The sequence below is a fragment of the Roseateles sp. P4_D2 genome (assembly GCF_056401875.1).
The window spans coordinates 478,732-491,343 of the sequence record NZ_JBFUIM010000002.1 but is presented as its reverse complement, the minus strand read 5'-3'; the positions used below and the strand labels follow the sequence as shown (position 1 = coordinate 491,343).

Here is a 12,612-nt window from a genome sequence, read left to right as displayed (position 1 = left end):
TGTTGGGCATTTAGGAGTTGATCTTCTCTAGGCAGTAGCCGAGGCCGCGCACCGTCGCGATGCGAATCGGCCCCTGCTCGATCTTCTTGCGCAGCCGGTGGATGTAGACCTCGATGGCGTTGTTCGAAACCTCCTCGCCCCACTCGCACAGGCGCTCGACGAGCTGGTCCTTGCTGACCAGCCGCCCGGCGCGCTGCAACAGCACCTCCAGCAGCGACAGCTCGCGGGCTGACAGCTCCAGCATCTGCTCGTTGATGTAGGCCACGCGGCCCGTCGCATCGAAGGTCAGCGGCCCGTGCTTGATGAGGCTGCTGGCGGTGCCCAGGCCACGGCGGGTCAGCGCGCGCACGCGCGCCTCAAGCTCCTGCAATGAGAAGGGCTTGGCCATGTAGTCATCAGCGCCCAGGTCCAGCCCCTTGACGCGCTGCTCGACGCTGTCCGCCGCCGTCAGGATCAGCACCGGCATCGTCGAGCCCCGTGCGCGCAGCTTGCGCAGCACCTCCAGCCCATGCAGGCGCGGCAGACCAAGGTCGAGGATGACGAGGTCGAACTCATGCGTCGCCAACGCCGAATCGGCCTCGGTGCCAGAACTGACCCTGTCGACAGCGTAGCCAGAGGCCCGCAAGGCCCGCAGCAAGCCATCGGCCAGCACTTGGTCGTCTTCGGCAATCAGGATGCGCATAGGTTTTGTCTCCGCCGCCGATGTTAGGCGGTGGCACGCTGGCTCATGCCATGAGCCACCCCACACCTAGGATGCTCCTCAATCCTGATCCGCTAGCTGCCGTGGATCGGGGGACAAACCACTGTACAAACCCACAGCTTGCCCCATAATTCAGCCCATTCCCCACGGAGATTCGCATGGACGCCCCCGTCAAAGCCCTGAACACCGAAAAAGCCAAGGCCCTGCAGGCCGCCCTCGCCCAGATCGAAAAGCAGTTCGGCAAGGGCTCCATCATGCGGCTCGGTGAAGGCGAGGTCATCGAAGACATCCAGGTCGTCTCCACCGGCTCCCTGGGCCTGGACATCGCACTGGGCGTCGGCGGCCTGCCACGCGGCCGCGTCGTCGAGATCTACGGCCCCGAGTCCTCCGGCAAGACGACGCTGACCCTGCAGGTCATCGCCGAGATGCAAAAGCTCGCCGGCACTTGCGCCTTCATCGACGCCGAGCACGCGCTGGATATCCAGTACGCCCAGAAGCTCGGCGTCAACCTGCAGGAACTGCTGATCAGCCAGCCCGACACCGGCGAACAGGCCCTCGAGATCGTCGATGCGCTGGTGCGCTCCGGCTCGGTGGACCTGATCGTCATCGACTCGGTCGCAGCGCTGACGCCCAAGGCCGAACTCGAAGGCGAGATGGGCGACAGCCTCCCCGGCCTGCAGGCCCGCCTGATGAGCCAGGCCCTGCGCAAGCTGACCGCCACGATCAAGAAGACCAATTGCATGGTCATCTTCATCAACCAGATCCGCATGAAGATCGGCGTCATGTTCGGCTCGCCCGAGACGACCACCGGCGGCAATGCGCTGAAGTTCTACGCCTCCGTGCGCCTGGACATCCGCCGCATCGGCTCGATCAAGAAGGGCGAGGAAGTCATCGGCTCCGAGACCAAGGTCAAGGTCGTCAAGAACAAGGTCAGCCCCCCGTTCAAGACTGCCGAGTTCGACATCCTCTATGGCGAGGGCATCAGCCGCGAGGGCGAGATCGTCGACATGGGCGTGGTCGCCAAGGTCGTCGAGAAGTCCGGCTCCTGGTACGCCTACCAGGGCGAGAAGATCGGCCAGGGCAAGGACAACGCTCGCGAGTTCCTGCGCGAGAACGTCGACGTGGCCCGCGAGATCGAGAACAAGATCCGTGAATCCCTGGGGGTCGCTCCGCTGACCACGGCGGCCGAGGAGTAAGCCGCCAGCCCTCCCCATGGCGACCCGGGCGCCGCTGTCGTTGAAAGCCCGCGCCATCGGCCTGCTGGCCCAGCGCGAGCACAGCCGTGCCGAGTTGCGGCGCAAGCTGTTGCGGATCGAGCAGCAACGGCGGCAGCGTGCGAGCCTGGCCGCGGCGCAGGCCGCCGGCGAGCGCGAACCGTCGGCGGCTGTCGAAGAGGAAGATGGCGCTGAGGACGTTGCGGTCGCGGTCGATGCCTTGCTCGACGCCCTCGCGGCCGCCGGTTACCTGGACGAAACCCGTTTCGTCGAGTCCCGCCTGCATCTGCGCGCCAACCGCTTTGGCGCCCAGCGCATCCAGCAGGAGCTGGCCCAGCACGGGCTCAAGCTGGGTGCCGAACAGCAGGCAGCCCTGCGCGAAACGGAGATGGAACGCGCCCGTGAAGTCTGGCGCAGGCGCTTCGGCGACGATCCTTCGCGCGACGCCGCCGAACGAGCGCGTCAAAGCCGGTTCCTGCTGGCACGCGGTTTTGCCCCCGAAGTGGTGCGCCGCTTGCTGAGGGCCTAAGGGCCGCTTGACCGAGCGCGCAGGGGGAGTTTTCACCCTCCGTGCTACATTGCCGCCTGCCCCAAAAACGAGGGTTCACCCGGTTACAAGCCCCTTTGCCCCTCTGGCAGAGCGGTGCAAAGACCGGGCCGACCCCGTCCCGGCATCGGCCGGGGTGATTCGCCATTCCCCCGTTTCATGCCTGTCGCCCACCCGTCCGTCCCGCGCCGCCCGCTGCATCGCCGCGCCCTCGATGTGCAGGTGTTCGCGCGTGATGACGGCTTGTTCGACGTCGAAGCCAGCCTGACAGACACCAAGACGCATGACGTGCCACTGGCGGGCGTGCCGCGCAAGGCCGGCCAGCCTATCCACGAGATGCACCTGCATCTGACCGTGGACGCGACGCTCACCATCACCGCAGCCCGTTCCGAGACGCTGTGGATGCCGTATCCCGGCGCCTGCGACCACCATGGCAATGCCTATGCCCGCCTCATCGGCCTGAACCTGATGAAGGGCTTCCGGCAGGCCGTCGGTGAACGCCTCGGCGGCACGCGCGGCTGCACCCACGTCACCGAGCTGTGCCAGATCTTGCCGACGGCCGTCATCCAGGCCATGGCTGGCTCCGTCATCGATACACGTGAGAGCCCCCACGCGCCTTCGGCGCTGCCCCCCGAGGGGGCTGAGACGCCTAGGGGCGGCCCGTCGCCGTCTCGCGAAGGCGACGCCGCCGGCAATCCGCCCTTCCAGCTCGACCGTTGCCACGCACTGCGCCGCGACAGCGTGACCGTCGCCAAGTTCTATCCCCGCTGGCATCAACAAACCGCTGCCCAGCCGGCCACTTCCGAATCCTGACTTCCCCGACCCGAGAGACCCAGCCATGAAAATCCACGAATACCAGGGCAAAGAGATCCTGCGCCAGTTCGGCGTGCCGGTGCCGCGCGGCATCCCGGCCTTCACCGTGCAGGAAGCCGTCGAGGCCGCCCAGAAGCTGGGTGGCCCGGTCTGGGTGGTCAAGGCCCAGATCCACGCCGGCGGCCGCGGCAAGGGTGGCGGCGTCAAGGTCGCCAAGACACAGGACGATGTCAAGGCGCTGGCCGAGAAGATCCTCGGCATGCAGCTGATCACGCACCAGACCGGCCCTGAAGGCCAGAAGGTCCGTCGCCTGTATATCGAAGACGGCGCTGACATCAAGAAGGAGCTCTACGTCTCGCTGGTCACCGACCGCGGCACGCAGAAGGTCGCCTTCATCGCGTCGAGCGAAGGCGGCATGGACATCGAGGAAGTGGCCCACTCCACGCCCGAGAAGATCATCACCGAGATGATCGACCCGCTGACGGGCCTGAGCGAAGCGCAGTCGCGCAAGATCGCCGCGGCCATCGGCCTGACTGGCGCCTCCATCGACCAGGCCGTCGACATCTTCGCCAAGCTCTACAAGTGCTACATGGACACGGACGCGTCGCTGGTTGAAATCAACCCGCTGAATTGCGACAGCAAGGGCAACCTGATGGCCCTGGACGCCAAGTTCAATTTCGACGCCAACGCGCTGTTCCGCCACCCTGAGATCGTCGCCTACCGCGACCTGGACGAAGAAGATCCCGCTGAAGTCGAAGCCAGCAAGTTCGACCTGGCCTACATCAGCCTGGACGGCAACATCGGCTGCCTGGTGAACGGCGCCGGCCTGGCCATGGCCACGATGGACACCATCAAGCTGTTCGGCGGCGAGCCCGCCAACTTCCTGGACGTCGGCGGCGGCGCCACGGCCGAGAAGGTGACCGAGGCCTTCAAGATCATGCTCAAGAACAAGAGCGTGAAGGGCATTCTGGTCAACATCTTCGGCGGCATCATGAAGTGCGACACCATCGCCGAGGGCGTCATCACCGCCTGCAAGGCCGTGAACCTGTCCGTGCCGCTGGTTGTGCGCATGAAGGGCACCAACGAAGAACTGGGCAAGAAGATGCTGGCCGAATCCGGCCTGCCCATCATCGCGGCCGACACGATGGCCGAAGCGGCCACCAAAATCGTCGCCGCAGTCGCCTAAGCCCGCCCATAGGAATCAGACATGTCCATCTACATCAACAAAGACACCAAGGTCATCACCCAGGGCATCACCGGCAAGACCGGCCAGTTCCATACCCTGGGCTGCCAGGCCTATGCCAACGGCAAGAACGCCTTCGTCGCGGGCGTGAACCCGAAGAAGGCCGGCGAGAAGTTCAGCGAGATCCCCATCTACGCGACCGTCAAGGAAGCCGCTGGCCAGACTGGCGCGACCGTCTCCGTCATCTACGTGCCGCCCGCCGGTGCCGCCGCCGCGATCTGGGAAGCCGTCGAAGCCGACCTGGACCTGGCGATCTGCATCACCGAAGGCATCCCCGTCCGGGACATGCTGGAAGTGCGCAACAAGATGAAGGCCAAGGAAGCCGCTGGCGGCAAGCGCACGCTGCTGCTGGGCCCCAACTGCCCCGGCCTGATCACGCCGGAAGAAATCAAGATCGGCATCATGCCCGGCCACATCCACCGCAAGGGCCGCATCGGCGTCGTATCACGCTCCGGCACGCTGACCTATGAAGCCGTGGCGCAGCTGACCGAGATCGGCCTGGGCCAGTCGTCGGCCGTCGGCATCGGTGGCGACCCGATCAACGGCCTGAAGCACATCGACGTGATGAAGGCCTTCAACGACGACCCGGACACCGACGCCGTCATCATGATCGGCGAGATCGGCGGCCCGGACGAGGCGGAAGCCGCGCGCTGGTGCAAGGCCAACATGAAGAAGCCCATCGTCGGCTTCATCGCCGGCGTCACGGCGCCCCCCGGCAAGCGCATGGGCCACGCCGGCGCGCTGATCTCCGGCGGCGCCGACACGGCCGATGCCAAGCTCGCCATCATGGAAGAGTGTGGCTTCACGGTCACGCGCAACCCGTCGGAAATGGCCAAGCTGCTCAAGGCCCTGCTCTGAGCCTGCTCCTCGTGAGCAATTCGAGGGCCGTTCACTGAACGGCCCTTTTCCTTTGCTGCCTGCGTAGTTGCACGCAGACGCAGCCCGCCCGGGCGGACCGACACTCGGGCGACCAACACCGAGCCTGCCATGGACCTGCTGAACGCCGCCTTCTTCATCGCGCTGCTGAAGATCATCTGGGTCAATATCCTGCTGTCCGGCGACAACGCCGTCGTCATTGCGCTGGCCTCGCGCAATCTGCCGCACAGCCAGCAGAAGAAGGCCATCGTCTTCGGCAGCGGCGCTGCCATCCTGCTGCGTGTCGTGCTGACGCTGTTCGCCGTGCAGTTGCTGCAGCTGCCCTGGCTGAAGCTGATCGGCGCCGTGCTGCTGCTGTGGATCGGCATCCAGCTGCTGGCCGACAGCGAAGACGACGCCGACGTGCACGCCAGCGGCAATCTGTGGACGGCCGTGCGCACCATCCTGATCGCCGACCTCGTCATGAGCCTGGACAACGTCATCGCCGTCGCGGCCGCCGCCAACAGCGCGCCCGAGGGCGCCCGCCTGATGCTGCTCATCATCGGCCTGGGCCTGTCCATCCCACTCATCATCTTCGGCAGCACGCTGCTGTTGAAGCTGATGGAGCGCTTCCCGGTCATCATCACGCTGGGGGCCGCCCTGCTGGGCTTCGTCGCCGGCGAGATGGCGACGACCGATGCGGCCGTGCACGAGTGGTTCGAGGCGCATATGCATGGCCTGGACTACGCCGTCAGCATCAGCTGCGCGGTCCTGGTCGTCGTCGTTGGCATGGCGCTGGCCCGCCGCAGCAAGCGCGAGGCCGCCTAAGATCGACCGCATGGCAAGCGGCGGCAAATCCGGCAAGGCAGGCAGCTTTTGGCAGCGCCTCATCGGTCGGGTGCCCGATCCTGCTGGCTCACCGTACGGCGATCCGTCGGCCCTGCCGACCGTGCAGCAGACTCAAGGCCCCGGCGCGTCCACGCCGCAGGTCAGGGCCGCACAGCCGCCCCCCGACCTGCGCGATTTCGAACTCGGTGCCGAGATCGGCCGCGGCGCGATGGCCGTGGTCTACAAGGCCACGCAACGCTCAACGGGCCGCCAGGTCGCCATCAAGCGCCTCGCGCTGAGCCGCGAATTCTCGGCCGAAGACCTGGCGGACGTGCGCGAGCGCTTCATGCGCGAGGCGCGTGCAGCCGGCCAGCTGGAACATCCAGACATCCTGCAGGTCGTCGATGCCGGCCAGGACGGTGCTGACGCCTGGATCGCCCTCGAATACGTGCTCGGCCGCGACCTGAGCAGCTTCACCAAGGCCGGCCAGCTGCTGCCCGCTCGCGAAGTCGTGCAGATCGGCGCGCGGCTGGCGCGGGCCCTGGCCTATGCCCACAGCCAAGGCGTGGTGCACCGCGACATCAAGCCTGCCAATGTCATGCTGGACCGCATCAACGGCAGCCTGAAGCTGATGGACTTCGGCATTGCCCGCGTTGGCGACGGCAGCCGCACCCGCACCGGCCTCGTGCTGGGCACGCCGTCCTTCATGTCTCCAGAGCAACTTGCCGGCCTGACGGTGGACGGCCGCAGCGACCTCTATTCCCTGGGCGTGCTGCTCTACCAATTGCTCAGCGGCGCACTGCCCCACCAGAGCGAGTCCATGGCGCGGCTGATGCAACAAATTGCGACCGAGCCTGCACCCGATATCCGCATCCACCGCCCCAGCCTGCCCGAGGCCCTCGCCCTGGTGCTGGCCCTGGCGCTGGAGAAGCGCCCCGAGCTGCGCTACGCCGACGGCGAGCAGATGGCTCGTGATCTCGAAGCCGTGCTCGTGCTCGGCCTTCAGGCCGAACCCGCTGCGCCCGAAACGGCTGCAGCGGCTTCCCCCCAGGATGCGGCCTTCGCACAAACACTGCGCTTGGCGCCTGAGGAAGCAGGGCAGAATCCTTGCTCCTCTGCCGAGCCCCACGAGCCACCGCAAGCCTCATGACCCTGGAGTTCTTCAGCGCCACCGACGTGGGACGTGCGCGTGACAACAATGAGGATTCGGTCGCCCTGGACGAGGCCGCAGGCCTGACCGTGCTGGCCGACGGCATGGGCGGCTACAACGCCGGCGAAGTGGCCAGCCAGATGCTGACCAGCTTCGTCAGTTCCGAGCTGGGCCGCTGGCTCAAGGACGCCGGCCGCGAGGCCCGGGCCGGCGAGGTCAAGCGCGCCATGGACATCTGCGTGGACAACGCCAACCGCGCCATCTTCAACGCCGCCAACACCAACCCGCGCTATGCCGGCATGGGCACGACGCTGGTGCTGGGCGTCTTCCGCCCCGAAGGCCTGCTGCTCGGCCATGTCGGCGACTCGCGCGCCTACCGGCTGCGCGCCGGCCGCCTGACGCAGATCACGCGCGACCACTCGCTGCTGCAGGAGCAGATCGACGCCGGTCTGCTGACCGTCGAAGAAGCCGCGTTTTCCAGCAACAAGAACCTCGTCACGCGCGCTGTCGGCGTCGAGGACACGGTGCTGATGGAGCTGCATCTGCACGAGGTCCAGCCGGGCGACACCTACCTGTTGTGCTCCGACGGCCTGTCCGACATGCTCGACGATGACAGCCTCGCCAACCTGCTCAACGGCAATCCGGCCTTGCCCGAAGCTGCACGCGCACTGATCAACGCAGCCAATGACAGCGGCGGTCGCGATAACATCGCGCTCATCCTGGCCCGCGCAGAAGGACGCCAACGTACCGAAGGACGGGGCTGGTGGCCCTTCGGTCGACGCGGCGGCAACTGACTTGCTACCCCATGCAAAGTCAGGGCACGTACAACAGAACTTGAGGTCATAAATGGGCAAACTGGTGGTTTCGCTCGACGGCGTCGTGATCAAGGAGGTGCAGATCACCAAGGACAAGACCACCCTCGGTCGACGTCCCTACAACGACATCGTCATCGACAATCTCGCGGTCAGCGGCGAACACGCCGTGCTGCAGATGGTCGGCGCCGACGTCTTCATTGAAGACCTCAATTCCACCAACGGCACGTACATCAACGGCAAGGCGATCAAGAAGCAGCTGCTGGCCGACAACGACACCGTCGAAATCGGCAAGTACAAGATCAAGTTCCTGCTGAACGACGGCGGCGACTACGAGAAAACCATGATCCTCAAGCCCGGTTCCGGCGCACCGCCGAACCTGGGCCTGGGCTCCTCCTTCGGCTCACTGGGTGCCGCCGCCATCGGCCCGGCCTCCATCAAGGTGCTGACCGGCGCCGCCGCCGGCCGCGAGGTCGCGCTGACCAAGGTCGTCACCACGCTGGGCAAGCCCGGCGTGCAGGTCGCCTCCATCACCAAGCGCCCCACCGGTTATGTCTTCGCCCACGTCGAAGGTAACCAGCGCCCCAGCGTCAACGGCATCCCGCTGACGGGCGAATCGATTGCACTGCGCACCGGCGACCTGATCGAGCTGGCCGGCACGCAGATGCAGTTCATCCAGGGTTGATCGCCCGAAGTCCAGGCCGGCCGCGGCCTTCGCGGCTGCTGTGACTTCCTCACGATAGCGACACCCCCAACTCGGTAATCCGACCGTCCGACCCGCGGGGCGGGTGCGTACATTCTTGGCTCGGCCTCGCCTGATGCGAGCCACCCATTCCGAGCCACGCACCGCATGAACATCCGCGTCCTGGGCTGCTCCGGCGCCATTGCCGCCGGCTACAAGACCACTGCCTTCCTGCTGGACGACGATGTCCTCATCGACGCCGGCACCGGCGTGGGTGACCTGCCGCTGGATGCCCTGGCCGCGGTCGACCACATCCTGCTCAGCCACTCCCATCTGGATCATGTGCTCGGCATCCCGTTGCTGGCTGATGCGGTGCTGCGCCTGCGCGCCGCGGCGGGCCGTCCGCCCATCCAGGTCCACGGCCTGCCCGAGACGCTGGCCGCCCTGCGCCAGCACATCTTCAATGGCGTGATCTGGCCCGATTTCACCGTCCTGCCCAGCCGCGAGGCGCCGGTGCTGAGCCTGCACCCCTTCCAGATCGGCGACCGCGTCGACCTGGGAGGCCGCCTCATCGAAGTGCTGCCGGCAGCCCACACCGTGCCGGCCGTCGGTTTCGCCGTCGATGCCGGCACCGCGAGCGGCCACGCGCACTGGGTTTTCACCGGCGATACCGGCCCCAACCCGGCCCTGTGGCGGCGCCTGGCCGACCTGCGCCTGTCCCATCTCGTCATCGAGACGGCCTTCAGCGACGACGAGGCCGAGGTGGCCCACGTCAGCCAGCATCTTCATCCGGCGGAGCTGGGCCGCGAATTGACCCATCTGGCCGGCAGCGTCGACGTGCGCATCACCCACATCAAGCCCGGCGAGGTCGAAGCCGTCATGCAAGGCGTGCAGGCCTTGAACAGTCCCCATCGGATCAGCGCGCTGCAGGCCGGCCAGGAAATGGAACTTTGAGCCCGCCTTGCGATCGAGTCTGGCGCCCTGCGGCGCCATTTTTTCGCCTGACGTTTCTCGGCCCGCCACGCTGCAATGACAGAACGCGTCAGCTCGAAGTGACGTTTTTTGCCAGATCTGGCGACTCAACCACCTCAGCCGTGCGCTTTCGCACAGTTTGAGGGCCTGAAAAAGCTGGCACGGCCCCTGCATTCAGGGGGTGTGCCCTCCTCCCACCACTCACACTCGCTGGAGTACTGACATGAACCTGAAAGCACGCGCCCAACAAGGCTTCACCCTGATCGAACTGATGATCGTCGTGGCCATCATCGGCATCCTGGCTGCTGTGGCGATTCCGCAGTACAAGGACTACACGTCCAAGTCCAAAGCAGCGTCTGCCTTGACCAGCCTGGACAGCTACAAGACTGGCGTGGCCCTTTGCGCACAGGAAGCCGGTGGCGTGTTGACCACCTGCGATCTTGGCGCAAACGGCGTTCCTCCGACCATGGCCACTGCGCTGGTTTCCTCCGTCGCTGTCGCGGATGGCGTCATCACCGCCAACGTTCCCGCCAGCGCGATGGGCAACAGTTCGGCAGGCACCATCGTGCTCACGCCGACGGTGAACGAGGCGAACATTTCCTGGGCGATTACGTCCACGAACATGCCCGCCGCCGTGACCGCAGCCCTGATTAAGAACAACAGCTGATTTCCGAACCGCTGATATTGACAGGGGCTGCGGCCCCTGTTTTCGCTTTTACGCCGGATTCGCGATGCGCTTTTGAACAGTTGGCCCGCCACTTCCATTCGACTTTTCGAATGAGTGCGCCACAAGAGACTATTAAGCGTATCTGGCCCTTGAGCACAAACCAGCAGCGCGCATCTCGTGCGTCGCCCAGCCTGCTCTCGCAACCAGGATGCATTCGCACCTATCCTTGCCTTAAGAACTGGTAATGCTCACGCAGAGTCGTCTGTATTTGCTGTCTGCGGTGTTTTCCATTTTCGCCTGGACGCTTCTGGCGCATCCGTATCAAGGCCTGTGGCACGACGGCGTCTTGTATTTTGGGCAGGCGCTTTTGCACTCCCGCGCACCTCAGCTTGGCCACGACGTCTTTTTCGCTGCTGGCTCGCAGGACCAATACTCCATCTACGCCCATGTGATGGCGCCGCTCTATGTGCACCTGGGGCAGGCGGCCTCCCACATCAGCGTGCTGCTCACCAGCTGGCTGCTCATGGCTGGCGCAGTATGGATGCTGTTGAAGCGATTTGACGCCACCAAGGCCTGTCGCCTCTGGGGCCTGCTCGCGTTTTCAGTGATGTCGCCCATCTATGGCGGCGGCTGGGTATTCAGCTACGGCGAGCCATTTGTCACCGCGCGCAGCTTTGCCGAACCCTTGCTGCTCTGGAGTTTGGTGGCATTGCTGGCGAATCAAAAAGGCGCTGCCTTGGCATTGCAAATGTTGGCAGTGGTGTTTCATCCACTGATGACATTGCCCATCCTGGCGTTGAGCTGGTGCTATCTCGCCGCGGCCGACCGCCGCTGGTTGTGGCTTCTCTGTGCGATTCCCATCGTCCCCATACTGAGCGTGGCAGGCGTCTCTCCGTGGAATGGATTGCTGAAGGCTTATGACCCGTACTGGTGGTCGTTGGTAGACACAGGCAACAGTGAGGTGGCTCTCGGCAACTGGACGCTCGCCGATGGTTTTACCGTTGTGCTGGATCTCGGCGTCCTCGTCTCTTCAGCCCGGCTTCGCCCTTCCGATGCCTGGACACGACTGCTTTTTGCAGTCGTCATCACGACTGTGGGATTGCTGAGCCTCGCAGCGTTCGGGGTGGATGCCTGGCATTCGGTGCTTCTTACACAGTTGCAGGTCTGGCGTGCACATTGGATTGCCCACCTGATGGCCATGGCGCTGGCGCCGTGGTTGATTGCCAGACTTTGGCAACTTGGGGGGCTTTGGAAAGCAAGTTCCTGCGCCCTCGCACTTGCATTGCTCAACTCGCATATCGGAACCTCTCACGGTGGCGCAACGCTGCTGCTTTGGGCGCTAACCTCGGCGGCGGCATGGCGCTTGCGCCACGTCTCGCGCACCACGATTGTTCTGTCATGCTCAACCATCCTGCTTTGCACCATAGGCCTGTCCGTCTACCAACTGGACGACTTGCTGCAACAACAGGCTTGGCAGTTTCCCGATGCCGGCTGGGGCGATCGATTCATCAAGTTTGCGGCCTTCCCAACGGTGGTCGCGCCGTGCTTTGCAGCCTTGCTGTTCGTGGCAAGCAGGCGGCAGTCAGGAGCACTGCTCGCGGCAAGCGCCAGCGCTTTGCTGGTACTCGCATCGTTGATGAGCTGGGATCAAAGGCCCGACCTCGTGAGGGCCGTTGAATCACCTCCGACGTCCGTCCATCCCTTCAACGCGCACATCCCCATACAAGCAACCGTCTACTGGCCAAACCAACTGGTTCCGGTGTGGGGACTGCTTGAGCGATCCAGCCATTACTCCCAGCAGCAAGGGGCGGGCGTGCTATTCAACCGAGATACCGCGTTGATATACGGACCTCGCCGGGAGGCATATCGTTTGATCGACGAGGATCGCAAGAAATGCAGGACTGGTGCCGTGCTAGGCAGGGATCGTGTCGCTCTCTCTTACTGCGACATGCCCACGGAACAACGACTGGTGACCCTGTGCCTTCAACCAGACGCACCCGATTTTCTTGTCCTCATGAATCGACTCACGCCGCAGCCTCTTGCCACTTGGCAACCGCCAGCTCAACGGGACCTGCCGCAAACCTACGTGCTCTACACCTGCTCTCAGCTGACTGCTCACCAAGCCTGAC

General features: G+C 64.9%; 13 protein-coding genes. 12 read left to right on the top strand and 1 reads right to left on the bottom strand.

Annotated elements, in window-relative coordinates:
• Window positions 1-10 precede the first annotated feature (10 nt).
• Window positions 11-682, bottom strand: a complete 672-nt coding sequence (locus AC1DW0_RS05680) for a response regulator (protein ID WP_056191475.1) — start codon at window positions 680-682, stop codon at window positions 11-13.
• A gap of 176 nt (window positions 683-858) precedes the next feature.
• On the opposite strand from AC1DW0_RS05680, the gene recA reads away from it, so the two are divergent.
• The 12 genes from recA to AC1DW0_RS05620 all read left to right on the top strand — a co-directional run bounded on the left by recA (window position 859) and on the right by AC1DW0_RS05620 (window position 12,611).
• On the top strand, window positions 859-1,896 hold the full coding sequence (recA, locus tag AC1DW0_RS05675; RefSeq protein WP_056191472.1) for a recombinase RecA: 1,038 nt from the start codon (window positions 859-861) through the stop codon (window positions 1,894-1,896).
• A 16-nt stretch (window positions 1,897-1,912) separates the two neighbouring features.
• A complete protein-coding gene (locus AC1DW0_RS05670) occupies window positions 1,913-2,443 on the top strand; it encodes a regulatory protein RecX (RefSeq protein ID WP_477945146.1) in 531 nt (176 codons plus the stop codon).
• A 177-nt stretch (window positions 2,444-2,620) separates the two neighbouring features.
• Window positions 2,621-3,274 carry a DUF2889 domain-containing protein gene (locus tag AC1DW0_RS05665; protein WP_457321236.1) on the top strand — a complete coding sequence of 218 codons (654 nt, stop codon included), beginning with the start codon at window positions 2,621-2,623 and terminating at the stop codon, window positions 3,272-3,274.
• A 25-nt stretch (window positions 3,275-3,299) separates the two neighbouring features.
• On the top strand, window positions 3,300-4,460 hold the full coding sequence (sucC, locus tag AC1DW0_RS05660) for an ADP-forming succinate--CoA ligase subunit beta (protein WP_457321234.1): 1,161 nt from the start codon (window positions 3,300-3,302) through the stop codon (window positions 4,458-4,460).
• Between the two features lie 21 nt (window positions 4,461-4,481).
• Window positions 4,482-5,375: a succinate--CoA ligase subunit alpha gene (gene sucD, locus AC1DW0_RS05655; RefSeq protein ID WP_056191464.1), complete on the top strand. Its 894-nt coding sequence runs from the start codon at window positions 4,482-4,484 to the stop codon at window positions 5,373-5,375.
• Window positions 5,376-5,504: 129 nt separating this feature from the next.
• Window positions 5,505-6,200, top strand: coding sequence for a TerC family protein (locus AC1DW0_RS05650; RefSeq protein WP_056191462.1), 696 nt, complete (start codon window positions 5,505-5,507; stop codon window positions 6,198-6,200).
• Between the two features lie 10 nt (window positions 6,201-6,210).
• The gene (locus tag AC1DW0_RS05645) at window positions 6,211-7,350 is read left to right on the top strand and encodes a serine/threonine-protein kinase (protein WP_457321232.1); all 1,140 of its coding nucleotides are present in this window, start codon (window positions 6,211-6,213) and stop codon (window positions 7,348-7,350) included.
• The gene (locus tag AC1DW0_RS05640; RefSeq protein WP_056191460.1) at window positions 7,347-8,144 is read left to right on the top strand and encodes a Stp1/IreP family PP2C-type Ser/Thr phosphatase; all 798 of its coding nucleotides are present in this window, start codon (window positions 7,347-7,349) and stop codon (window positions 8,142-8,144) included. Before AC1DW0_RS05645 ends, AC1DW0_RS05640 begins: the two co-directional genes overlap by 4 nt.
• 52 nt (window positions 8,145-8,196) lie before the next feature.
• Window positions 8,197-8,847, top strand: a complete 651-nt coding sequence (locus AC1DW0_RS05635) for an FHA domain-containing protein (protein WP_457354848.1) — start codon at window positions 8,197-8,199, stop codon at window positions 8,845-8,847.
• 165 nt (window positions 8,848-9,012) lie between these two features.
• Window positions 9,013-9,798 carry an MBL fold metallo-hydrolase gene (locus AC1DW0_RS05630; RefSeq protein ID WP_056191456.1) on the top strand — a complete coding sequence of 262 codons (786 nt, stop codon included), beginning with the start codon at window positions 9,013-9,015 and terminating at the stop codon, window positions 9,796-9,798.
• 241 nt (window positions 9,799-10,039) lie between these two features.
• Window positions 10,040-10,483, top strand: coding sequence for a pilin (locus AC1DW0_RS05625; RefSeq protein ID WP_056191454.1), 444 nt, complete (start codon window positions 10,040-10,042; stop codon window positions 10,481-10,483).
• A 244-nt stretch (window positions 10,484-10,727) separates the two neighbouring features.
• A complete protein-coding gene (locus AC1DW0_RS05620; RefSeq protein ID WP_477945145.1) occupies window positions 10,728-12,611 on the top strand; it encodes a hypothetical protein in 1,884 nt (627 codons plus the stop codon).
• The last annotated feature ends 1 nt before the right edge of the window (window position 12,612 follow it).

Excerpts from the sequence above, each read along its gene's own strand:
- AC1DW0_RS05680 (WP_056191475.1), bottom strand. The coding sequence starts at position 682 with ATGCGCATCCTGATTGCCGAAGACGACCAAGTGCTGGCCGATGGCTTG.
- recA (WP_056191472.1), top strand. The coding sequence starts at position 859 with ATGGACGCCCCCGTCAAAGCCCTGAACACCGAAAAAGCCAAGGCCCTG.
- AC1DW0_RS05670 (WP_477945146.1), top strand. The coding sequence starts at position 1,913 with ATGGCGACCCGGGCGCCGCTGTCGTTGAAAGCCCGCGCCATCGGCCTG.
- AC1DW0_RS05665 (WP_457321236.1), top strand. The coding sequence starts at position 2,621 with ATGCCTGTCGCCCACCCGTCCGTCCCGCGCCGCCCGCTGCATCGCCGC.
- sucC (WP_457321234.1), top strand. The coding sequence starts at position 3,300 with ATGAAAATCCACGAATACCAGGGCAAAGAGATCCTGCGCCAGTTCGGC.
- sucD (WP_056191464.1), top strand. The coding sequence starts at position 4,482 with ATGTCCATCTACATCAACAAAGACACCAAGGTCATCACCCAGGGCATC.
- AC1DW0_RS05650 (WP_056191462.1), top strand. The coding sequence starts at position 5,505 with ATGGACCTGCTGAACGCCGCCTTCTTCATCGCGCTGCTGAAGATCATC.
- AC1DW0_RS05645 (WP_457321232.1), top strand. The coding sequence starts at position 6,211 with ATGGCAAGCGGCGGCAAATCCGGCAAGGCAGGCAGCTTTTGGCAGCGC.
- AC1DW0_RS05640 (WP_056191460.1), top strand. The coding sequence starts at position 7,347 with ATGACCCTGGAGTTCTTCAGCGCCACCGACGTGGGACGTGCGCGTGAC.
- AC1DW0_RS05635 (WP_457354848.1), top strand. The coding sequence starts at position 8,197 with ATGGGCAAACTGGTGGTTTCGCTCGACGGCGTCGTGATCAAGGAGGTG.
- AC1DW0_RS05630 (WP_056191456.1), top strand. The coding sequence starts at position 9,013 with ATGAACATCCGCGTCCTGGGCTGCTCCGGCGCCATTGCCGCCGGCTAC.
- AC1DW0_RS05625 (WP_056191454.1), top strand. The coding sequence starts at position 10,040 with ATGAACCTGAAAGCACGCGCCCAACAAGGCTTCACCCTGATCGAACTG.
- AC1DW0_RS05620 (WP_477945145.1), top strand. The coding sequence starts at position 10,728 with ATGCTCACGCAGAGTCGTCTGTATTTGCTGTCTGCGGTGTTTTCCATT.